Source organism: Marinobacterium sediminicola (assembly GCF_022343685.1).
Classification (GTDB): Bacteria; Pseudomonadota; Gammaproteobacteria; order Pseudomonadales; family Balneatricaceae; genus Marinobacterium; species Marinobacterium sediminicola.
Genome location: NZ_CP092123.1, coordinates 2,553,065 through 2,575,262, shown reverse-complemented (window position 1 = coordinate 2,575,262; position 22,198 = coordinate 2,553,065). Strand labels below are relative to the sequence as shown.

The 22,198-nt window shown below is 55.9% G+C and carries 21 protein-coding genes; 15 read left to right on the top strand and 6 right to left on the bottom strand.

Translation table 11 applies throughout. The features are described from left to right. Positions 1 to 43: 43 nt before the first annotated feature. The 5 genes from LN244_RS11670 to LN244_RS11650 are packed head-to-tail and all read left to right on the top strand — an operon-like array spanning position 44 to position 3,630. A complete protein-coding gene (locus LN244_RS11670; protein ID WP_239039964.1) occupies positions 44 to 976 on the top strand; it encodes an ABC transporter ATP-binding protein in 933 nt (310 codons plus the stop codon). Continuing rightward, complete coding sequence (locus LN244_RS11665) at positions 973 to 1,746, top strand: ABC transporter permease (RefSeq protein WP_239039963.1); 774 nt, start codon at positions 973 to 975, stop codon at positions 1,744 to 1,746. Before LN244_RS11670 ends, LN244_RS11665 begins: the two co-directional genes overlap by 4 nt. Beyond that, positions 1,743 to 2,567: an NADPH-dependent 7-cyano-7-deazaguanine reductase QueF gene (queF, locus tag LN244_RS11660; protein ID WP_239039962.1), complete on the top strand. Its 825-nt coding sequence runs from the start codon at positions 1,743 to 1,745 to the stop codon at positions 2,565 to 2,567. The genes LN244_RS11665 and queF overlap by 4 nt, the downstream gene beginning before the upstream one ends. Positions 2,568 to 2,584: 17 nt before the next feature. After that, on the top strand, positions 2,585 to 3,142 hold the full coding sequence (locus tag LN244_RS11655) for a nitroreductase family protein (RefSeq protein WP_239039961.1): 558 nt from the start codon (positions 2,585 to 2,587) through the stop codon (positions 3,140 to 3,142). A 38-nt stretch (positions 3,143 to 3,180) separates the two neighbouring features. Then, on the top strand, positions 3,181 to 3,630 hold the full coding sequence (locus LN244_RS11650) for a YiiD C-terminal domain-containing protein (RefSeq protein ID WP_239039960.1): 450 nt from the start codon (positions 3,181 to 3,183) through the stop codon (positions 3,628 to 3,630). Positions 3,631 to 3,672: 42 nt separating this feature from the next. On the opposite strand, the gene LN244_RS11645 is transcribed toward LN244_RS11650, so the two are convergent. The 4 genes from LN244_RS11645 to LN244_RS11630 form a co-directional block, all read right to left on the bottom strand. Further along, positions 3,673 to 5,361, bottom strand: a complete 1,689-nt coding sequence (locus LN244_RS11645; RefSeq protein WP_239039959.1) for an ABC transporter permease — start codon at positions 5,359 to 5,361, stop codon at positions 3,673 to 3,675. A 78-nt stretch (positions 5,362 to 5,439) separates the two neighbouring features. Next, positions 5,440 to 6,465, bottom strand: a complete 1,026-nt coding sequence (locus LN244_RS11640) for a Fe(3+) ABC transporter substrate-binding protein (RefSeq protein WP_239039958.1) — start codon at positions 6,463 to 6,465, stop codon at positions 5,440 to 5,442. Positions 6,466 to 6,639: 174 nt separating this feature from the next. Then, the gene (locus tag LN244_RS11635) at positions 6,640 to 7,359 is read right to left on the bottom strand and encodes a 16S rRNA (uracil(1498)-N(3))-methyltransferase (RefSeq protein ID WP_239039957.1); all 720 of its coding nucleotides are present in this window, start codon (positions 7,357 to 7,359) and stop codon (positions 6,640 to 6,642) included. A gap of 61 nt (positions 7,360 to 7,420) precedes the next feature. Further along, entirely contained in the window at positions 7,421 to 9,136 is a 1,716-nt protein-coding gene (locus LN244_RS11630) for a sigma-54-dependent Fis family transcriptional regulator (RefSeq protein WP_239039956.1), read from the bottom strand. Positions 9,137 to 9,531: 395 nt separating this feature from the next. On the opposite strand from LN244_RS11630, the gene LN244_RS11625 reads away from it, so the two are divergent. From LN244_RS11625 to LN244_RS11590, 8 genes are all read left to right on the top strand, one after another. Next, positions 9,532 to 9,843: a phenol hydroxylase subunit gene (locus tag LN244_RS11625; protein ID WP_239039955.1), complete on the top strand. Its 312-nt coding sequence runs from the start codon at positions 9,532 to 9,534 to the stop codon at positions 9,841 to 9,843. A 27-nt stretch (positions 9,844 to 9,870) separates the two neighbouring features. Then, on the top strand, positions 9,871 to 10,854 hold the full coding sequence (locus LN244_RS11620; protein ID WP_239039954.1) for an aromatic/alkene monooxygenase hydroxylase subunit beta: 984 nt from the start codon (positions 9,871 to 9,873) through the stop codon (positions 10,852 to 10,854). 36 nt (positions 10,855 to 10,890) lie between these two features. Then, positions 10,891 to 11,160 carry an MmoB/DmpM family protein gene (locus LN244_RS11615; RefSeq protein WP_010322205.1) on the top strand — a complete coding sequence of 90 codons (270 nt, stop codon included), beginning with the start codon at positions 10,891 to 10,893 and terminating at the stop codon, positions 11,158 to 11,160. A 16-nt stretch (positions 11,161 to 11,176) separates the two neighbouring features. Beyond that, the gene (locus LN244_RS11610) at positions 11,177 to 12,679 is read left to right on the top strand and encodes an aromatic/alkene/methane monooxygenase hydroxylase/oxygenase subunit alpha (RefSeq protein WP_239039953.1); all 1,503 of its coding nucleotides are present in this window, start codon (positions 11,177 to 11,179) and stop codon (positions 12,677 to 12,679) included. Positions 12,680 to 12,847: 168 nt separating this feature from the next. Beyond that, the gene (locus LN244_RS11605) at positions 12,848 to 13,210 is read left to right on the top strand and encodes a phenol hydroxylase subunit P4 (RefSeq protein ID WP_239039952.1); all 363 of its coding nucleotides are present in this window, start codon (positions 12,848 to 12,850) and stop codon (positions 13,208 to 13,210) included. Between the two features lie 11 nt (positions 13,211 to 13,221). Further along, positions 13,222 to 14,283, top strand: a complete 1,062-nt coding sequence (locus LN244_RS11600; protein ID WP_239039951.1) for an NADH:ubiquinone reductase (Na(+)-transporting) subunit F — start codon at positions 13,222 to 13,224, stop codon at positions 14,281 to 14,283. A gap of 149 nt (positions 14,284 to 14,432) precedes the next feature. Continuing rightward, positions 14,433 to 14,798 carry a 2Fe-2S iron-sulfur cluster binding domain-containing protein gene (locus LN244_RS11595; RefSeq protein WP_239039950.1) on the top strand — a complete coding sequence of 122 codons (366 nt, stop codon included), beginning with the start codon at positions 14,433 to 14,435 and terminating at the stop codon, positions 14,796 to 14,798. 20 nt (positions 14,799 to 14,818) lie between these two features. Continuing rightward, positions 14,819 to 15,742 (top strand): catechol 2,3-dioxygenase, encoded by a 924-nt coding sequence (locus LN244_RS11590; protein ID WP_239039949.1) that lies wholly within the window; start codon positions 14,819 to 14,821, stop codon positions 15,740 to 15,742. A 65-nt stretch (positions 15,743 to 15,807) separates the two neighbouring features. On the opposite strand, the gene LN244_RS11585 is transcribed toward LN244_RS11590, so the two are convergent. Then, positions 15,808 to 16,860, bottom strand: coding sequence for an alkene reductase (locus LN244_RS11585; RefSeq protein ID WP_239039948.1), 1,053 nt, complete (start codon positions 16,858 to 16,860; stop codon positions 15,808 to 15,810). Between the two features lie 86 nt (positions 16,861 to 16,946). Then, the gene (locus LN244_RS11580; protein WP_239039947.1) at positions 16,947 to 18,200 is read right to left on the bottom strand and encodes a YeeE/YedE family protein; all 1,254 of its coding nucleotides are present in this window, start codon (positions 18,198 to 18,200) and stop codon (positions 16,947 to 16,949) included. Between the two features lie 461 nt (positions 18,201 to 18,661). Between LN244_RS11580 and LN244_RS11575 the strand changes: the two genes are divergently transcribed. Then, entirely contained in the window at positions 18,662 to 19,684 is a 1,023-nt protein-coding gene (locus tag LN244_RS11575; protein ID WP_239039946.1) for a WD40/YVTN/BNR-like repeat-containing protein, read from the top strand. Between the two features lie 18 nt (positions 19,685 to 19,702). Beyond that, positions 19,703 to 22,189 carry an efflux RND transporter permease subunit gene (locus LN244_RS11570; RefSeq protein WP_239039945.1) on the top strand — a complete coding sequence of 829 codons (2,487 nt, stop codon included), beginning with the start codon at positions 19,703 to 19,705 and terminating at the stop codon, positions 22,187 to 22,189. Positions 22,190 to 22,198: the final 9 nt, after the last annotated feature.

The window sequence follows — 22,198 nt, the reverse complement described above, 5'->3', positions numbered from 1 at the left end:
TAGAAACCGGTTGTTTCTTCCAATACAGGCACAAAGGCAGGACATGACGACAGCTTTATCGATACAGGACCTGCGCAAGGTCTATGGTAATGGCTTCGAGGCGCTCAAGGGTATCTCGCTCGAAGTTCAGCGGGGAGATTTTTTTGCATTGTTGGGCCCCAATGGCGCCGGCAAGTCGACCACGCTGGGCATCGTTTCCTCGCTGGTGAACAAAAGTTCAGGCAAGGTCAGCGTCTTTGGTCATGATATCGATACCCGGCTGACGCAGGCCAAACAGTGTCTGGGGGTTGTGCCGCAGGAGTTTAATTTCAACCCCTTCGAAAAGGTGCTGGATATCGTGGTCACTCAGGCGGGTTACTACGGTATCGGGCGCAAACAGGCCACAGAGCGCGCTGAGCATTATCTGCGCAAGCTCGGCCTCTGGGAAAAGCGTAATGAACGTGCTCGCATGCTTTCTGGCGGTATGAAGCGCCGATTGATGATTGCGCGTGCCCTGATTCATGAACCCAAACTGCTGATTCTGGATGAGCCCACTGCAGGTGTGGATATCGAGCTGCGTCGCTCCATGTGGGATTTCCTGACCGAGATTAATGCGGCAGGCACCACGATCATCCTGACGACGCACTATCTGGAGGAAGCGGAAAGCCTGTGCCGCAATATCGCCATCATCGATCATGGCACCATCATTCAGAACACCAGCATGAAGGCCTTGCTGCAGCAGCTTGATACGGAAACGTTCATTCTCGACCTGAAAGAGGATCTGGATGAAGTGCCGACACTGGATGGATATGTCATTCGTTCGCGGGATGCGCATACGCTCGAGGTTGATGTGCCCAAGTCCGCTGGCCTGAACGCGTTGTTCCAGCATCTGGCCGCCAAGGGGCTGGAAGTCACCAGTATGCGAAACAAGGCGAACCGTCTGGAAGAGCTGTTTGTCTCGCTGGTCGATAAGAACCTGAAACAGGAGAGTGCATGAATACCCGGTTGCTTTGGACCGCCTTCGTTACCATTGTCGTCAAGGAGATCCGTCGTTTCACCCGCATCTGGGTGCAGACTCTGTTGCCGCCCGCGATCACCATGACGCTGTATTTCATCATCTTCGGTAACCTGATTGGCTCCCGCATCGGGGAGATGGGTGGCTTCGATTACATGGAGTACATTGTGCCGGGTTTGATCATGATGTCGGTGATCACGAATTCCTACGGCAATGTGGTGTCCTCCTTCTTCGGTACCAAGTTTCAACGCAACATTGAGGAACTGCTGGTCTCACCGGTGCCCAACTGGATTATCCTGTCAGGTTATGTGATTGGAGGGGCGGCCCGGGGTCTCGGGGTCGGCTTTATCGTGACGCTTTTGTCGCTGTTCTTTACCGACCTGCAGATCCATCACCTGTTCATCACCATTGCGGTGGTGTTGCTGACCGCGATTCTGTTTTCGCTCGGGGGCTTTATCAATGCGGTTTATGCCAAGACCTTTGACGATATTGCGATCGTGCCCACCTTCATTCTGACGCCTTTGACCTATTTGGGCGGGGTGTTCTACAGCATTCAGCTGTTGCCCGAATTTTGGCAGGGCGTGTCCCAGCTCAATCCTATACTGTATATGGTGAACAGTTTCCGATACGGCATTCTGGGTGTCAGTGATATCGATATCGGTTTTGCTTTCGCCATGATCATTGGTTTTATTCTGCTGCTGGGCGGCTACGCTCTGCACCTGCTCAATACCGGCAAGGGGATTCGTGAATGAGCGAACATCATCAGGTCAAGGCGTCTCCGCTGGGGCAGGAGACCGTCTATGCCAACCAGTATGACCCTTCACTGCTGTACCCCATCGCACGCGATCTGAACTGGGAGGCGAAGGGGGTTAAGCGGGCATCCTTACCGTTTCGTGGCCTTGATATCTGGAACGCATATGAGGTGTCCTGGCTGGACCAGGGCGGCAAGCCCGTGGTGCGCATCGCGGAGTTCCGTATTCCGGCCAGCTCTCCAAACATTATCGAATCCAAGTCGTTCAAGCTCTATTTGAACTCGTTCAATCTGAGTCGCTTTGATAATGAAGCTCAGGTGAAAGAGCGCATGAAGCAGGACCTTTCCGCAGCAGCGGGTGGGCCGGTTGAAGTGATTCTGACACCATTGACGGCGCCGGTTGATGTTGTGCAGCTAAAAGGGCGCTGTCTCGACGAGCTTCCGCTTCAGGTGGAGCATTACACTCCTGAGCCCGAGTTGCTCAAGGCTGCGGGGGCAGTTCAGGAAGAAACGCTGGTCAGTCATCTGCTCAAGTCCAACTGTCCGGTGACCGGTCAGCCGGACTGGGCCAGTATCCAGATTCGCTACAAGGGGCCGCAGATCGACCATAAGGGGCTGCTGGCGTACCTGATCTCCTATCGGGAGCATGGTGACTTCCATGAGCAGTGTGTGGAAAACATCTTTATGGATATCTGGCAGCGTTGCCGGCCTCAGAAGCTGAGCGTCTATGCGCGTTATGTGCGTCGTGGTGGGCTGGATATCAACCCCTATCGCTCCAGTATCAATGATGTGCCGCAGAACCTTCGCCTGTCGCGCCAGTAATCTGAATGAGGAACACAATGGAAGCTCTTGACGCTCTGATTAACCGTGTCTCCAGTCCGCGGCTGGAGGGTCCTGCACCATCCAGTGAACAGCTGGAGCAGTTGCTCAAGGCCGCATTGCGGGCTCCTGACCACGGTGCGCTGCGCCCCTGGCGGTTCATCATCACCGAAGGTGAGGGGTTGGTAAAGCTGGGACGGCTGTATGCGGATGCCGCTCGGGCCGATGACCCTGAATTGGCTGATGCGCGCTATGAAAAATACTGCAACATGCCACTGCGTGCGCCCATGGTGATTACCGTCGTGGCGGTGACCAGTGATCATCCCAAGGTGCCGATCAGTGAACAATTGATATCGGCGGGTTGTGCTGCACATTCAATCACTCAGGTTGCTTACGCAATGGGTCTGGGGGCCATGTGGCGTACCGGCGAGATGGCCTATCATCCAAGGGTCAAGCAGGGGCTGGGCCTCCTCGAGGGTGAGGAGATTGTCGGCTATCTCTATCTCGGTCAGAAAAGCCGTGATCGTGAAGCGCCACAGCTGGCGATTGAGGAATTCGTCACCCGCTGGCAAGGTTGAGTCTCTTTTCTCGAATTTGGCATAACAAGGACAGGACCGTGCAGACCAATACCGCTGACTTCTTAAGCTGGCTGAAGACACAGATTCCGCTGCTGGAGCACTTGGGGATCGATCGCCTTGACTGGAATGGTACGGCGCTGGAAGTGCCAACACCTTTGGCGCCCAATGTGAATGACAAGGGGACCGGTTTTGGAGGCTCCCAGGCTGCGATCAGTACCGTAGCCGGCTGGTGTTTGACGACTCTTTGTCTCAAGGAGCGTGGGCTGGAGTGCGATGTCGTGATTGCAGACAGCCATCTGCAGTACCTCAAGCCGGTCACGGCAGACTTCGTTACCCGGGTGTCATTGGCGGACACCGCTGATGCGGATGCGCTGGCCGCCAGGGTGTCAGAGCGAGGCAGGGCCAAGCTCGAGCTGGTGGTGGAAGTGGTCTGCAACGATCAGGTGTGCATGCGGCTGCAAGGGGTCTACGTTGCCATTCGGCGTTAGCGGAATGGCATTACTGCAGGGCGGGTTCTTCAGCGCCTGAGCTTATTCACCCTGACGGGTAGAGGTGATGGTCCGGCTCAGCAGTATTACGGGCACGATGCCCACCAGCACGATCAACAGCGCCGCCAGTGCGCTGGTTTCCAGCATTTCATCAGACGCATACTGGTACACGTAGGTGGCCAGCGTATCGTAGTTGAACGGTCGCAGGATCAGGGTCGCCGGCAGCTCCTTCATCCCATCCACAAATACGACCAGCAGAGCCGTCAGCAGACCGCCCCTGATCAGCGGCAGGTGCACCTTGCGCAGGGTTTGCAAGGGATTCATGCCCAGTGAGCGTGAGGCCATGTCCATGCTGGGTGTCACCTTGGCCAGAGAAGACTCGACACTGCCTGAGGATACGGCGAGAAAACGTACGCAATAGGCAAAGACGATCGCGAAAGGAGTTCCGCTGAGCAGCAGGCCAGTGCCGAAACCGAAATGTTCGCGCATGAAGGCGTCGATGCTGTTATCGAAGGCTGCCAGCGGAATGATGACGCCGATCGCCAGCACAGCGCCGGGCAGGGCATAGCCCAGGCTGCTCAGTCGGGTGGCCAGAGCCAGAGACTTGAAGCCCGGGTAGAGGCGCTTGCTGTAGGCCAGAATGACAGCGACGGCCACTGTGAGCAGAGCGGCAAGTGCTGAAAGCGTGAAGCTATGGCTGGCATGGGCCAGAAAGTCGGCTTCGGTAAACTGATCAAGACGGGGCAGGGCATAGTTGCCCAGCACCATAAAGGGGATCAGGAAGCCCAAGAGTACCGGCAGGGCGCAGGCCAGTGTTGCCAGTGCGGATCTCACCGGTGACAGCGAATAGCGGTCAATGCTGCGGAAACGATCACTGGCGTTGAATTGCTTTTGCCGTGAGCGTGCGATGCGTTCCAGGCTGATCAGCATGATGACGAAGACCAGCATCAGGGTCGCGATTTGAGCAGCAGCCCCCAGGTTGCCCATGTTCAGCCAGGCATCATAAATACCGGCCGACAGGCTCTTGACGGCAAAGTAGTCCACGGTGCCGAAGTCGTTCAGTGTTTCCATGGACACCAGAGACAATCCGACAGCAACCGCTGGGCGTGCGACCGGCAGGGATACGCGGTAGAAGCTTTGCATTGGTGAACACCCGAAGATGCGACTGGCGTCACGGATGCTCATTGACTGTTCCAGAAAGCTGGCGCGAGAAAGCAGGTAGACGTAGGGGTAGAGTACCAGCGTCAGCATGCTGATGGCGCCACCCAGGCTTCGAATTTCGGGGAACCAGTAGTCCTGGGCAGTTTGCCAGCCAAACAACTCACGCAGGAAGCTCTGAACCGGGCCAGCATATTCCAGCAGGTCGGTGTACAGATAGGCAATGAGGTAGGCGGGCATGGCAAAGGGCAGCAACAGCGCCCATTCGAAAATGCGCCGACCGGGAAAGTTGCACATGGTGACCAGCCAGGCGGTACCGACGCCAATGATCACCGACAGGCTGCCAACACCTGCCAGCAGCAGCAGGGTCGTTTTGACATAGATCGGAAGAATGGTATCGACCAGGTGTGGCCAGATGTTTTCCGTCGGAAACAGGGCCAGCCAGAAAACGGCCAGCACCGGTAGCATCACCAGAATGGCACTGCCCCAGGCAACCGAATACCAGCCTGGCATGAAGCGGCGAGGCTTGCGGGTATCGATGAGCGGTGCAGCAGTAGCGGTGATATCGGTCATGATTCGGTAAGACGCACTGAAACGGTAGCCGGGAAGACTACCGTTTCAGCGAGAAAGTGTCGATTATTCAATGACAAATCAGTTGTCAAAACCGACCTTGTCCACCAGGCGGGATGCTTCTGCACGGTGTTTGACGACATCGCCCAGGTTGACTTCGTCAGCCTTGAATTCGCCCATATGCTCCTTCAGCAGGCCGGACCATTCGATACCCGGGCGTACCGGGAACTCGAAGTTGACTTCGGCGTACATCTTCTGAGCCTTTTCGCTGGTCAGGAACTCGATCAGCTTGATGGCCGCTTCCGGATGCGGAGCATGCTTGGCAAGCGCGGCACCGGAGATGCTCATGTGAGCGCCACGGTCATCCTGGTTCGGGAACACAAGGTTAACGGACTTTGCCCATTCAACCTGTTCCGGCTCTTTCTCGTTGGTCAGCATTTTGCCGTAGTAGTAGGTGTTACCCAGCGCCAGATCACACTGACCTTCCTTAACAGCCTTAACCTGCGCGCGGTCGTTACCCTGAGGGTTACGTGCCAGGTTGTCCTTCACGGCTGCCAGCCACTGCTCGGCCTGCTCGGCACCGTTATGCTCGATGAGTGAACCGATCAGAGACAGGTTGTAGGAGTGCTTGCCGCTACGCGTACAGATGCGACCTTTCCACTTAGGATCAGCCAGTTCTTCATACGTCTTGATTTCGCCTGGCTCAACACGGTCTTTGGAGGCGTAGATGATGCGGGAGCGAGCTGTCAGGCCAACCCACTTGTCTTCCTTGGAGCGGTAGTGAGCCGGTACGTTGGCATCGATCACATCGCTATCGATCGGAGCCACCAGGTCACGCTCGACAGCGTCATGCAGGGGGCCGATATCGGAGGTCAGGATGACGTCGGCAGGAGAATTGGCGCCTTCGTGTTCCAGTCGCTCAAGCAGGCCTTTCTTGGAAAAGATAACGTTAGCCTTGATACCGGTTTCAGCGGTAAACGCTTCCAGCAGCGGTTTGATCAAGAACTCCTGACGGTAGGAATAGATGTTCACTTCTTCCGCTGCCTGAGCAACGCTGCCCAGAGTAGAAAGAGCCAAACCTGCCAGTAATGCTTTTTTTGCAGTCATCGTTGTCTCCATAAAATCCGGGTGGGAGCTGTCCCGGTGTCGATACTAGGTAAAAACTTAATGCGAATTATTATCAGTCTTTGTCCTAGTGTCAATGGTATTGAGTATGATTCTTGTTTTCGGTCAATTTTGGAGATTATATAGGGCTTCTCTTACGCAGTGCCTTGCGCTGGATCAGGACTCCAGCGGGAACAGGCGGGACAGCAGAACAGGAACGGCGGTTTCGACTCTGAGAATGCGGCGACCCAGATGGATGGGGCTCAGGCCTGCCTCCTGCATCTTTTCGACTTCATAGGCGATAAAGCCGCCTTCGGGACCGATGGCCAGTGTGGTTGGTGTGTTCGTGGCTGCCGGGCAGGGCTGGGCTTGGTAGGGGTGAGCAACCAGGGCGCGAGTATCGTGCGCCAACGCGGGCAGTTCGTCCTCGACAAAAGGCTTGAAGCGCTTGCGCAGATGAACTCGCGGCAGCAGCGTATCGCCGGCTTGCTCCAGTCCCAGCAGCAGATGCTCTCGGATTTTTTCCGGGCGAAGAATGGGAGTTGACCAGTAGCTCTTGTCAACGCGGTAGGAGTTGATCAGCCAGAGGTCTTTAACCCCGAGTGTAGCGATCGTCTCTAGCGTCCTCTTGAGCATTTTCGGGCGCGGCAGGGCCATGATCAGCTGCAGCGGCAGCGGTTTGGGCGGCGCTTGATCGAAATGGACGCAAAGCTCAATCTGTCGATCACAGATCGCGATGACTTCGCCTTCCCCGATCATGCCGTTGAGTACACCGACTCGAAATTTCTCGCCGATCCGTGCCTGGTGTACGCTGCGCATGTGCTGAAAACGCCGGTCACGGATGCGGACATGATGCGGGTCGAGAAAGTCGGCGGTATAAAGCAGGATCAGGTTCACGAAGAATACCGGGTGGTGGAAAAGCGCCGATCATAGCATCCCTGCTTAATCGGTAAAGAGCTCAGGCAAGCTCCAGTTTTTTCAGGCGGTAGGCAAGTTGCGGGCGTGTCATCCCCAGCAGGCGGGCTGCCTGGGAGACATTGCCGTCAGAGCGGTCCATTGCCCGGCGGATCAGCTGTTCTTCCATCTGCTCCAGGCTGAATTCGTCATTGAGCAGCTGCTCGCACAGCTCCGATTGAGACAGTCCGGTCTCCGCCGAGTTACTGGCAATCTGCTGTGCCAACACGCCCTGACGATTGATACTGTTCAGCGGGTGGGTCGGTTCCGAGAGTGACGGGAAAAAGGCGTCAAGATCGATGGTGTGATTATTGTCGGTCAGAATCACGCCACGTTCGATCATGTTCTCAAGCTCACGGATATTGCCCGGCCACTTGTAATGCATCAGGGCCTGCATGGCCATATCGGAAACGCCCTGGGTCCGTTTGTTGTAGAGCGTGTGGTATTTTTCCAGGAAATGGCTGACCAGCAGCGGGATATCCTCGGTCCGCTCCCGCAGGGGCGGGATGTGAACCGGGTACACATTGAGACGGTAGAACAGGTCGGCTCTGAACTTGCCGTCACTGACGGCCTGTTCCAGGTCTTCGTTAGCCGCAGCCACGACTCGGACGTCGATACGACGGGTGCGGGTATCACCGACACGTTCCATTTCGCTTTCCTGGAGTACGCGCAGCAGACTGGCCTGGGCTCGCGGTGACAGCTCTACGACCTCATCGAGGAAAATGGTCCCGCCGTTGGCGCGTTCAAACTTGCCTTCTCGGGATTGGGTGGCCCCGGTAAACGCTCCCTTCTCGACCCCGAAAAGTTCCGCCTCGATCAGGTCCGGTGGGATACAGGCGCAGTTGACCGCCACGAACGGCTTGTCGGCTCGATCTGAGCTCTGGTGAAGGCCTCGTGCAACCACTTCCTTGCCGACACCGGTTTCACCTTGCAGCAATACCGTGACCTTGCTGGTCGAGGCCCGCCGAATCATCTGGCAGACATTTTTGAAAGCCCCGGATTGGCCCACCGAGTTGAACAGCAGGTCTTCGCTTTGATCACTGTTGCGGAAGTTGTCACGCAACTCGCTCAACTGGCTTTGCAGGCTGAACAGTTCGTCTGCGATACGGTCGGGTAGCAGGTAGCGCTCCAGTTCTTCCTGATCTTCCCACTCCTCGGCGGGCTTGCCCACGATGTGACAGTGGTCCGCACCCATTCCGGCGCAGGCGGTTTCCTTGAAGATGATGTTACGGCCCATAAAGAAGCTGGTGTAGCCGCTGGCGTAACCGATCAGAGTCCAGCAGATGGGTTCATCTGCCGGGCCAAAGTCGTGAAGGTGAACATCCGCTTCGTAGGAATCGAACCAGTCGAATTCTCCATTAAACGTGCCGGCATCTACGTCGAGTTGAAGCGTAACGGGCTTGGCGACAACCATCCCCTTGATGCCGTGAAGCTGGGGGCCGACGAAAAAGGCGGCTTCCTTGGACATGTTCGGGCGAACCTTGGCAACCAGTTCGGCATCTTTCCAGCCGGCATGGTAGCCAAAACGCATCAAGAAGCCTTTTGCACGATGGATACCAAGGGTTTCAATGAGTTCCTTGCGCAAAAGTCCCATGCCACTGGAATGAATCATCAGCATGCGCTGCTCATTCAACCAGATCTTGCCATGTTCACTGTCGAATCGTATCTGGGCCAGCAGGTCACTGATGCCTGTGGCTTCGAAGGTCTGGGTAATAGCCATAGTTGTTTTTATACCGGCTGATAGCGATTTGTGAGCCAAAAGTGGACTGCAGGTCCATTTTTATTGTTGGAGTAATTCGTCTCTTTTGGGAAGCGAAAGTCACGATACTACAACTAAAGTCTTACACTTTGGTAGCGGTTAAAAAACATCCATTCTGATCATTTGATTAAAAAAATCACCGGAATTTTGATCATTTGATCAGATCTGAAGTCAGCCCTGACCATCGGGTGCACGAGGCCATGACCACTGGTGTGATGAGTGAATGAATTCGTAACATGCTGTTTATTATATATTTTTTATCTCTCAGGTGTCTGTTTTTTTAAATTCGGTGATATTTGGCACGTCCATTGCTGTAGTGCTCTGTGAACACATGCGTTGATGAGCAGAGGATAACAATGACAAAACTCGAACTGCACACAAGCAACGATGATCTGCCCAAGCGGCAGGGCTTCGACCGCCTGACCAAGTACATCCGGGTTCGCAGTGAGCCGGATGCTCGCTTTATCGAATTTGATTTTGCCATTGGTGATCCCTCCCTGTTTGTCGAACTGGTGATGCCCAAGGGGGCCTTTGAGGCTTTCTGTGCCGCCAACGACGTTGTGCACATGACTGAAGATCAGATCCGCGAAGTCGACGCCGAAATGGAGAAATGGCGTTACGGCGAGGAAACGCTGATGTCGCATAACCACAACCGAGCTTCCGAATAACAACAACTGCAGCCTGGGAAGAGTTCCATGACCATAGAGATCAAAACCGCCACGCTGGAACCGGTCCGCAATACCTACGCCAATGTGGAGCGTCGCTTCGGTGACAAGCCGGCTACCCGCTATCAGGAGGCCACCTACGACCTCCAATCTGAGACCAACTTTCACTATCGACCGCTGTGGCAGCCCGATCTGGAGCTGAACGATCCGCGTCGCACGGCCATCGTCATGAGTGACTGGTATGCGTTCAAGGATCCACGCCAGTTCTACTACGGTGCCTATGTTCAGCAGCGTGCCAAGATGCAGGAAGTGGCCGAAAGCAACTACAGCTTCTTCGAGAATCGTGATCTTGCACGCTTCCTGAGTGACGACGCTCGGGCTGAAGTCATCCGATATCTGGTGCCGCTGCGCCATGTCGAGCACACCGCCAACCTGAACAACATGTATGGCACGGCATATGGCTACGGCACCGCGATCACTCAGGCGCAGTTGTTTAACGCCATGGATCGTCTGGGTATGGCGCAATATCTGTCGCGTATCGGCCTTATCCTGGATGGTAATAGCGGTGATGCCCTTGTCGAGGCCAAGCAGCAGTGGCTGGAGGCAGATATCTGGCAGGGGCTGCGTGCTCTGTGCGAGGAAACGCTGGTCACCGAAGACTGGTTCGAGGTGATGCTGGCGCAGAACCTGGTGCTCGACGCGCTGATCACCGATCTGGTTTACCGCCAGTTCGACCAGAAACTGAGCGATCAAGGTGCCCAGGATATCGGCATGCTGACAGAGTTCATGCAGTTGTGGAACAAGGACGCTACCCGCTGGATGGATGCCGTACTGAAGACAGCTGTTGCCGAGTCGAATGAGAACAAGGAGCTGCTGCAGCAGTGGATCGAAAAATGGCGTGGCAAGGCTGCCGAAGCATTGTCGCCACTGGCTGAAGCGATGCTGGGCGAAAGCGCCTTGGCCGAAGCTCTTGAGCAGCTGGACAAACGAGTCGCCAAAGCAGGTATCAAGTAACCATTCGGCATCAAATAACAACAAGGAATCCGAGCTATGTCCAAAGTTTATATCGCACTGCAGGATAACGACGAGTCCCGTTACATCGTTGAGGCGATTGAGGAAGACAACTCCGAGGCGACCGTGATCCACATGCCGGCCATGATCCGCATCGAGGCGGAAAACTTCCTCGCGGTGAAGCGTGAAACCGTTGAAGAGAAGATGGGGCGCGACTGGGACGTACAAGAACTGCACGTCAACCTGATCACCCTCGGTGGCAACGTGGATGAAGACGATGATCAGCTGACGCTGACCTGGAACGAATAAGAACAAGGTGAACCCGATGGCAGCCAAGAAACTCAACATCAAAGACAAGTACCGCCTGTTGACCCGTGATCTGGACTGGGAATTTTCCTACCAGGACCGCAACAAGGCGTTCCCGTTCGAGGAATTCGAAGGGATCAAGATCACTGACTGGTCGAAATGGGAAGACCCCTTCCGCCTGACCATGGACGCCTACTGGAAGTACCAGGCAGAAAAGGAGCGCAAGCTCTACGCGATCTTTGACGCTTTTGCCCAGAACAACGGCCAGCTGAACATCTCCGATCCGCGTTACGTTAATGCGCTGAAGATCTTCCTGACCGGCGTTTCACCGCTGGAATACCAAGCGTTCCAGGGCTTTGCCCATACGGGCCGTCAGTTCGGCGGCGTTGGTGCTCGTGTCGCCTGTCAGATGCAGTCGATCGACGAACTGCGTCATGTGCAGACGCAGGTTCACGCCATGAGCCACTACAACAAGTTCTTCGATGGCCTGCAGGACTGGTCGCACATGCACGACCGTGTTTGGTACCTGTCCGTGCCCAAGTCCTTCTTTAACGATGCCCGTGCAGCCGGCCCATTCGAATTCATGGTGGCAATCGGTTTCAGCTTCGAATATGTGCTGACCAACCTGCTGTTTGTTCCGTTCATGTCCGGTGCTGCCTATAACGGCGACATGGCAACCGTCACCTTCGGCTTCTCCGCCCAGTCGGACGAAGCACGTCACATGACCCTGGGTCTGGAAGTGATCAAGTTCCTGCTTGAGCAGCACGAAGATAACGTGCCGATCGTGCAGAAGTGGATCGACAAGTGGTTCTGGCGTGGCACTCGTCTGCTCACCATCGTCTCGATGATGATGGACTACATGCTGCCGAACAAGGTGATGAGCTGGAAAGAAGCCTGGGAAGTGTACTTCGAGGAAGCCGGTGGTGCTCTGTTCAAGGATCTGGCTCGCTATGGCATCCGCATGCCGAAGTACGCCGATATTATCGAGAAAGAAAAAGAGCATGTTTCGCACCAGGCCTGGTGGACCTTCTATACCCACGGTCATGCGGCTGGTTTCCATACCTGGATTCCGACTGACGAAGAAATGGACTGGCTGAGCGAGAAGTACCCGGAAACCTTCGACAAGTACTACCGCCCGCGCTGGGAGCTGGCGAAAGAGATGGAAGCCAAGGGTGAGCGTTTTTACACCAAGGCGCTGCCGCAGCTGTGCACAACCTGTCAGATCCCGATGCTGTTCACCGAGATGGATAACCCGACTCAGATCAGCTACCGCGACTCCATCTACAAGGGTGATCGCTATCACTTCTGTTCCGATGGCTGCAAGGACATCTTCGACGACGAGCCGGAGAAGTTCGTTCAGTCCTGGCTGCCGGTACACCAGATCTTCCAGGGCAACTGTGGTGGCCCTGGTGTCGAGGATATCCTGCGTGACTATTACCAGATGAACGTCGGTGTGGACAACATGGATATCAAAGGCTCTCCGGATGAAGAGCGGTGGAAAAAGTGGAAGGGCGTGGCCTGACAGGCAACTGAGAAGCTGGCTGCGTTGGCTGCGCGTCGTTAAATCAGGCTCAAGTCGGTTATTTCGAAACGTAAATTCCCCCGTTTCGCCGACTTTTGCCCTGCGCAGCCTGCTCCGCCCATGCTTTTCAGCTGCCTGTATATAAAGAACAAGCTGAGGATAAGAATAATGCCAGTACATGCGATTACGCCGGATTACACAGGCGACATCAAAGACCGTTTGGAAAACTTCCACGGCAACCAGATTGTTTATGTGGGCTGGGATCATCACCTGATGTTCTGTGCTGCCTTTGCCTACCCGCTGCCACCGGAAACGCCGTTCCGCACCCTGCGCGATGAAGTGATGCCGGAAGCTTTTTCACTGCATCCTGAGTGGAGCCAGATCGACTGGAACAAGACCGCCTGGCTGCTGGATGGCGAGCCCTTTGAGCCGCAGCTGGACGTGGCTCTGAAAGACCAGGGAGTTGGGCACAAGTCCCTGTTGCGCTTCCAGACCCCGGATCTCAAGGGTTACAAGAGCGCTGGAGTCTGAGGAGAGTCGTCATGAGTTACGAAGTGACCGTAGAGCCGACCGGCGATGTGATTGAAGTGGAAGAGGGGCAGACCATTCTGGATGCCGCTCTTCGCCAGGGTGTCTGGCTGCCTTTTGCCTGTGGTCATGGTACCTGTGCCACCTGCAAGGTGCAGGTGCTGGAAGGTGATGCCGATGTGGGCAATGCGTCCCCGTTTGCCTTGATGGATATGGAGCGTGATGAAGGCAAGGTGCTGGCCTGCTGTGCCATGCCTGAGTCTGACATGGTGATCGAAGCCGACATCGATGTGGATCCTGATTTCCAGGGCTATCCGGTGCGTGACTTTGTCGGCACAGTGACCGATATCGTTGATCTGTCACCGACCATCAAGGGAATTACCTTTGAACTGGACGATGACATGGAATTCCAGGCTGGGCAGTACATCAACCTCCGCATCCCGGGTGTTGAAGGGACTCGTGCCTTCTCCATCGCCAACAAGCCGTCCGACAGTCGTTCCCTGGAGCTTCACATTCGTCTGGTTCCGGGCGGGGCAGGGACAACCTGGCTGCATGAAACCCTGCAGGTGGGGGATACGCTTGATGTATCCGGTCCTTACGGTCAGTTCTTCGTACGCAAGTCGGATGATCAGGGGGCGATTTTCATCGCCGGCGGTTCCGGTCTGTCCAGTCCGCAGTCAATGATCCTTGACATGCTGGAAGAGGGCGACACTCGCCAGATCTACCTGTTCCAGGGCGCGCGCAATGTGGCTGAACTCTACAACCGTGAGTTGTTCGAGGCACTGGATCGCGACCATGACAACTTCCACTACATACCGGCTTTGAACGAACCGCAGGAAGAAGATCACTGGGAAGGCTTCAAGGGCTTTGTCCATGAGGCGGCAGCCAAATATTTCGACAACCGTTTCAGTGGGCACAAGGCTTATCTGTGTGGGCCTCCGCCGATGATCGACGCGGCGATTACCACCTTGATGCAGGGACGTCTGTTTGAGCGTGATATCCATATGGAGCGTTTCGTAACCGCGGCCGATGGTGCTCAGGAGCAGACCCGTTCGGCCTTGTTCAAACGCATATAGGCTCCAGCGTATCTGAGCCGGCGCTCTTGTGGTGGAGCATCCGCTTTCGGGATTACATGTTTCCACTGCAGGCGCTGGCAGGCTTTGTCAGAACATCCGATGATCGAGACAGAGTTGTTGCCCTGCTGGGCAGGAAACGAGGACGAACAATGCATAACAATAATGAAGCACGTCCCGACTCGGAGGTGCAGACAGTTCATCACATCGCCCTCAATGAAGAGGTTGAAAGCTTCAAGGCCAGTCCTGATATCAGTGTGCTGGTAGCGATGGAGCGTGCCGGGCAGCGCCTGATACCTGTGGGCTGTCGTGGTGGCGGTTGTGGCAAGTGCCGCATCCGTATTGTGCAGGGGGAGTATTTCAGCAAACGAATGAGCCGTGCCTGGATTTCACCAGAACAGGAAGCCGAAGGCACGGTGCTGGCTTGCCGGGTGTTTGCCCGAAGTGATCTTGTGATTGAACCGGATCCGCCTGAAATCGGCACCAGCTGTCATGCGGCGGACCAGTCTGGCCAATAGAACAATAAAAGGTGAAGAACATGAAGAAAGGTGTAATGCGTCCGGGACACGTTCAGATTCGAGTTCTGGATATGGATGAGGCTCTCAAGCACTATGTTGACCTCCTGGGCCTGATCGAAATGGATCGTGACGACCAGGGGCGTGTCTATCTCAAAGGCTGGACAGAGGTGGACAAGTATTCCGTAGTACTGCGTGAAGCTGACCGTGCGGGTATGGACTTCATGGGGTTCAAGTGCGTCAGTGAAGAGGCGCTGGATGAGTTGCACAAGGGGCTGACTGAGTTCGGTTGTGAAGTAGAAGTCGTGCCCGAAGGCGAGCTGAAGGACTGTGGCCGTCGCCTGCGCTTCCAGGCACCGAGTGGTCATAGTTTCGAACTTTATGCCACCAAGAAACAGACCGGCAAGTGGGGTTTGAGCAACAGAAATCCTGAAGCCTGGCCACGCGGCCTGCAAGGCATGAAGGCGACCCGCTTTGACCACTGCCTGCTGTACGGTACAGACCTTGATCGTACGCTGGAACTGTTCCGTGATGTGCTGGGATTCGATCTGGCCGAGCAGGTGCTGACGCCCGATGGCAAGCGCGTTGCGCAGTTCCTGACCGTTTCCATGAAGGCTCACGACGTGGCATTCATTGATCATCCAGAACCGGGCATGTTCCACCATGCGTCCTTCTTCCTCGATACCTGGGAAGATGTGCTGCGCGCCGCTGACCTGATCTCGATGACCGATACCTCCATCGATATCGGCCCGACCCGTCATGGCCTGACCCACGGCAAGACCATCTATTTCTTTGATCCGTCCGGTAACCGTACCGAGGTGTTCTGTGGTGGAGACTACCACTATCCGGACCATGAACCGGTGACCTGGGATGCCGGTGAGCTTGGCAAGGCGATTTTCTACCATGACCGTCAGCTCAATGAGCGCTTCCTGACCGCACTGACCTGATCCAGCAGGCGCTTAATCCAGTCTGCAAAAACGCCCCTCGTTCGAGGGGCGTTTTCATTTGGACCTCAGCTCAAGGCCGGATAGTCGGTATAGCCTTTTGCAGTGGAGGCATAGAAGGTGGCGGGATCCTGCTCATTCCAGTCGGCGCCTTGAGCGATGCGAACAGCAAGATCGGGATTGGCAATGTAGGGTTTGCCGAAGGCCACGGCATCTGCATGCCCGTCAGCGACATAATTCTGGGCAGATTCAGCGGTAAAGCTTTCGTTGGCGATGTATACCCCGCCAAACTTTTCCTTCAGCATCAGGCTGATGCTGTCGTCAGCCACGTGCTCACGGGTGCAGATGAAGGCCAGCCCGCGTTTGCCCAGGGCTTCGGCAACATAACCGTAAGTGAGTTCGCGATCACTGCAGCTGACATAGTGGGAATCGGCTCGTGGTGACAGGTGCATGCCGACGCGATCGGCACCCCAGACGGATATCACCGCATCGGTAACTTCCAGCATCAGGCGTGCCCGGTTCTCAAGAGAGCCGCCATACTGGTCGCTGCGATGATTGGTACCGTCCAGCAGGAACTGCTCCAGCAAATAGCCGTTGGCACCGTGGATCTCGACCCCGTCAAAGCCCGCTCGCTTGGCATTTTCGGCACCCTTGCGGTACGCCTCGATAATGGCCGGGATTTCATCGGTTTCCAGCGCGCGCGGCGTGACATAGGGGGTCTTGGGGCGGATCAGGCTGACATGGCCATCCGGGCGAATGGCGCTGGGCGCGACCGGTGTTTCACCGTTCAGGTAACTGGGGTGGGAGATGCGTCCCACATGCCAGAGCTGCAGGATGATCAGGCCACCTTCGGCATGCACGGCATCCGTCACTTTTTTCCAGCCTTCGACCTGTGCCTCGGACCAGATCCCTGGAGTGTCAGGGTAGCCGACGCCCATTGGCGTGATGGAAGTGGCCTCTGAAATGATCAGGCCAGCATTGGCGCGCTGGCGGTAGTACTCCACCATCAGTTCGCCGGGGACGCGATCGGCTTCGGCACGGCAGCGTGTCAATGGGGCCATGACGATTCGGTTGCGCAGGTTCAAGGCACCTGCACGGAGCGGATCAAACAGGGTTGGCATCGGTCACTCCACATGATCTGTAATATGTATTACAGATCATGTGGGTGTTACGCCGATTTTTCAAGCGACGATTAGGGTATCCCGGTTCATGCCTGTTGCAGGCGCTTGCCGGTGATATTGCCAATCACGCCGCCTGCGACCATGAATACCAGGAAGATCCAGCCTGACAGGGAGAAGTTGGCGATCGGGGTGAACAGGGCACCCACGTTGCAGCCGTTGGCAAAACGAGTGCCCAGCCCCATCGCCAGACCGGCGATGACAAGTAGCATGGCTTCCTTCAGGCTCAGGCGCATTTTCGACATGCCGCTGAAGAAACGTCCGGCCAGCAGCAGAGATACTACAGAGCCCAGCATGATACCGATGTTCTGTACATTTACCGGATGACTGAAGAACGGCATGGTGAATGCCTGTACCGGACGGTGAGTGAATTCGGCGATGGCTGCCGGATCGGCGCCGAAGGCAATCAGCAGGCGGCCAAACCACAAACCGAATGGAGTGGACGCACCCCAGCCGGCACCGGTCACCCCCATCAGCAGGACAAACAGGATCACAATAACGGCGATGCCGGTGGTCATCGACCAGCGGGAAACAAACAGTGCTTCATAGGTCTGACGACTGAAGAAAGGGTGCTCACCCAAATTATGGGGCTGCTGTACGGCCTGTGCGTGCTCGGCAGCCACGCCGATATAGGTATTGTTGCGGCGACGGCGTTGCTCATATCGATGCGCCAGCCAGCTGACGCTAGCCGCCAGCAGCGCGGTCAGAACGATCGCACCGAAATAGCCTTTCATTGGATCGCTGGGGAACAGGTCCGGCAGGTAGACGCCCTGATTGGCATAGGTCTGGGTCGAGATCAACGTGTCGGTGATCCAGGGCTGAGTCGCCTGCAGCGGGAAGCCCAGAAAAACGCCTGCACCGAAGCAGGTCAGGATCAGTGCCGGGCGTGTCAGGTTGCTGGAGAAATAGGTCAAGACGCCTGACGCACAGCAGCTGGCGAAGGACATGCCAAAACCGAACAGTAGGCCGCCCAGGATCAGTCCAGCGTTGATCGGGTTGACCCATAGATCAAGGTCGCGCGGGTTCTGATTGTAGAGGAAGGCAGTGGAGGCGATGGCGGTGGCGGTGAACATCAGCATCAGCGCGCGCATCAACTTGGTTGAGCCCGCGCGGTAGGCGCGGTTCACGCTGCCGGCAAAACCGAGGGCGGCACGCGTCAGGGCATAGCCCAAGCCCAGGCCGATCAGCAGGCGGAAGAAGATATCGGGCTCCAGTGCCGAGCCGCCGGCGATCAGAATGACTGTCAGGAGCAGAAATCCGCTCAGGTTTTCAACTTTGTTCATTGGTACTTCCAAAAGGGTAAAACGGCCGAGCCCTCGCTGTCGTGACAACGTGCCCGATTGAAGGGGGGCCATCCTAAGTCTTTTCAGCTATCGATCAATATTACGTAAAGACTAATATGTAATAAGCAAATAACCCTTTTGATTTTTATTCGCCTCCCGAGATCTGCAGTGCTCCCGGAATAGGGAGCGCGGTGACGGGTTAAGGTTTTTGTCTTCCGAAAAATACAGTTAACGATTTGCGCAATTATCCACAGACTCTTTGATGATTTGATCAATTGGAATTGATGATCTGAGCAGGCAGTGTTGAATTGAATGGTCGTGCTACTGGTTTTTGCTTTTCTAACATATTGTTTATAAAGGGATGTGTTTTGTTTTTGGCCTTGATGGTGAATTCTGGCACAGGGGTTGCTGTATCTGGTTGAAGCCGAACATTCGTGCCCATTCATCCAGAAGAACAACAAATGATGAAATCAGAAGCAGAAACCCATGTGGGCAGCCGTGTAGTCAAGCGTCTGCCACTCCAAAATGTCGCCCGGAAGAGAAGTCGTCTAATGCAGGCGCTGACGCTGGGTGGTTGTGCATTTCTTCTGTCCGCCTGTGAAGCCCCTCTCAACCTGTCAGGTGTCGAACAGGAACTGGACAAGTCCGTTCGCCGTACTGATCAGATTCAGTCGCTGGCCGCAACCGAAAAGGTTCAGGTCGCAGTGGGCAGTAATGGTCTGGTGCTGACCCGCCCGAATGCCGAATCTCCCTGGCAGCGTCAGGTGCTGGAAGGTGAACCCAATCTTATCGATGTGGAAGCCTGCCCCGATGGCAGCCTGATCGCGCTGAGTTTTGAGCGTCAGCTCTGGATGGCAGACGTCAACGCGCAGCAATGGCGCCGCTCCGATATTCCGACTCCCGAGAACATGCTGGATGCCGAGTGTGCCCTTGATGGCAGCTACTGGGCCGTGGGCAGTTTCTCCACGCTCATGGTCAGTCGTGACGGGGGGCAAAACTGGTCCGAGAACAGCTTGAACGAGGATGCGATGCTCAGCTCCATCCAGTTCCTGGATCGGTCAACCGGTTATGTCACCGGGGAGTTTGGTGTCGTTGCCCGCACGGATGATGGAGGTCAGAGCTGGGAGACACTCGATTATATTCCTGACGATTTCTACCCCCAGGCCGCGCATTTCAGTTCACGTGAAACCGGTTGGGTTGTGGGCCTGGACGGCATGATCCTGCATACCCGTGACGGAGGGCAGAGTTGGGAGGCCGAGAGTACCCCGGTTGTCGCTCCGCTCTATGGCATTGCTCAAACCGATTCCGGTCTGTTTGCAATGGGTGAGAACGGCACCTTGCTGATCCGTTCGGATGAGCAATGGCAGCGCCTCGGCGCACCGGCAATGCCGGTCTGGCTGCGTTCAGCCATCGAGCAGTCCAATGGCGAACTGCTGGTCGCTGGCGGAGCCGGCACCCTGCTGTCTCTGTCTGTCCAAAAATAACAATACGACGGTTCTATCATGGATAAACGATCTGCCAGTGCCCATAAGGCCACTCACTGGTTGCACAGCCTCGATCAGAAACTGTTCAACTACCCCAAAACCATCCTCACCCTGATTGTGCTGGCCACCATCTGGTTTGCAGCGCAGATTCCGGGCGTGAAGATGTATTCCGATTTTGCGGACCTTCTGCCTCAGACGCACCCGTATATTGAGCTGCATAACGAGATCAAGGAGTCGTTTGGCGGTGCCAACGTGATCATCGTCGGGGTCGAGTTCACCGAACACGATATCTTTGACAACGAAGCTCTGGCGCGCATTCACCGCATTACCCAGGCCGTGGACTCCCTGCCAGGAGTCGACCACAACCTGGTCACCAGCGTAACCCACCGCAATTCGCGCAAGGTCTGGCTGACACCCGAAGGCAACGTTAACTCGGAGCCCTACTACAACCCCGAGCATACTGATCTGAGTGATACTCAGCTGAATGATCTGCGCAAGGATGTGGCTGCGGACCCTCGCGTGCTCGGACCACTGGTCAGCCCTGATCTGCACATGGCGCTGGTCAAGGCGCAGCTGATCGAAGGGAAGCTGGATTATGCGGCCACCTATGAGCATATTCAGAAGATGCGCGAGCAGGAAGCGGCCAACGGCGTCAAGATCCACGTGACCGGTCAGCCAATGCTGGTGGGCTGGGCCTACCAGTATCTGGATCAGATCATAGAGATCTTCCTGTTTACCGCACTGATCATGTTGTCGCTGCTGGTGTTCTACTTCCGCAAGGCGTATGGCATTTTCATCCCGTTGGCGGGCGTCATCGTTTCCTCCATCTGGGGTATCGGCATCATTTCGCTGTTCGGATATAACCTGGATCCGCTCAGCCTGGTGATTCCCTTCCTGATTTCGGCACGTGCCATGTCTCACGGTATCCAGCTGGTCGAACGTTACTATCTGGAGCTGAACACTCACGACAACAACCATGTTGCTGCGCGCCTGACGTTCGAAAGCCTGTTTCGTCCGGGGAGCCTGGGAGTGGTATCCGATGCGATCGGTCTGCTGCTGATAGCCATCGGTTCGATTCCGCTCAACACCAAGCTGGCTCATTACGCATCCATCTGGGCGCTGAGCATCATCATTACGGTGCTGCTGGCGGTGCCGCTGCTGCTGTCTGTATTGCCGAAGCCGAAAAATACCGGCATCAAGCATAACCTGTTCCGTAACGTGGGATATGTCTGTGCCGATCTCATCAGCGGTGAGAAAGCGGCCCGGAAAGCGTTGGGAGTAGCCGCCCTGCTGTTGGCTGCGGGCTTCTATTTCTCGTCCCACGTGGTGATCGGAGAATCCGAGCCGGGCTCACCGATTCTGTACCAGGATCATGATTACAACCGCTCCTCCAAGGCCATCAATGACAGCTTCCCGGGCTCCGAGGAGATGTACATTGTTGCCGAAACCGACGAGCCGGGTGGTATCAAACGTCCCGAGGTGCTGAAGGCGCTGGCGGATCTTGAGCGCCACATGCTGCTGGATCCGGGAGTGGGCGGTGCCAAGGGTATTCCCGATCTGGTCAAGCAGGTGAACCGTCTGCTGCACAACAACGATCCGCGCTGGGCGCAGATTCCGGATGACCCCATGTACGTCGGCGGCCTGATGTTCACCTACATGATGTCCAACCCGATTCCGGGAGCGTTGAAAGAGTTCGTTGACAGTGATGAGCGTGTCGCCAACCTGGTGTTCTATTACAAGGATCACAAGGGTGAAACGCTGCGTCGTGCGGTTCATACCGCCAAACAGTGGATTGCCGAAAACGAAGGTAAGGTGGATGGCCTGACCATCCGTTTGGCCGGCGGCACTATCGGTGTTATCGCGTCCCAGAACGAAGCGGCTTTTGAGACCAATCTCTGGGTGCTGCCGCTGGTGTTCCTGCTCATCTTTGTCATGGTCACCGTTTTCTACACCTCCATCATGGCGGGAACCATGATGTTCGGTGCCATGCTGTTCGCAACCACGCTGACCTATGCCTACATGGGCTTGAGCGGAATGGGCATCAACTCCAATACCGTGCCGATCATCGCTGTTGGTGTCGGCATCGGTATCGATTATTCCATCTACATGATGGACCGCATCCGCTCCGAAATGGTGGCGCTGGGTGATCTGCACGCGGCCGTGCGCCGAGCGATCCGCACCACCGGTCTGGCTGTGAGCTTTACCGCTATCACATTGATTGCCGGCATCGTTATGTGGGTCGTGCTTTCCGATCTGCGTTTCCAGGCTGAAGCGGCCTTGCTGCTGATCGTCATGGTCGTCCTGAACGGCGCTGCGGCAATGTTGCTGGTACCCAGCTGGGTGCTGGTGTTCAAACCCAAGTTCATCTGCAAGGCCTATGCCGATGAGGATGGCGTCATTCACGCCGACACCTCGGAGACGCAGGCGACAGTGGAGGGGGCAGGCGAAGTCTCTCCACAGGAAAAGGAAGTTCCGGCTTCCCTTGTCATGACAACCAAGGCTTAAACCATAAGA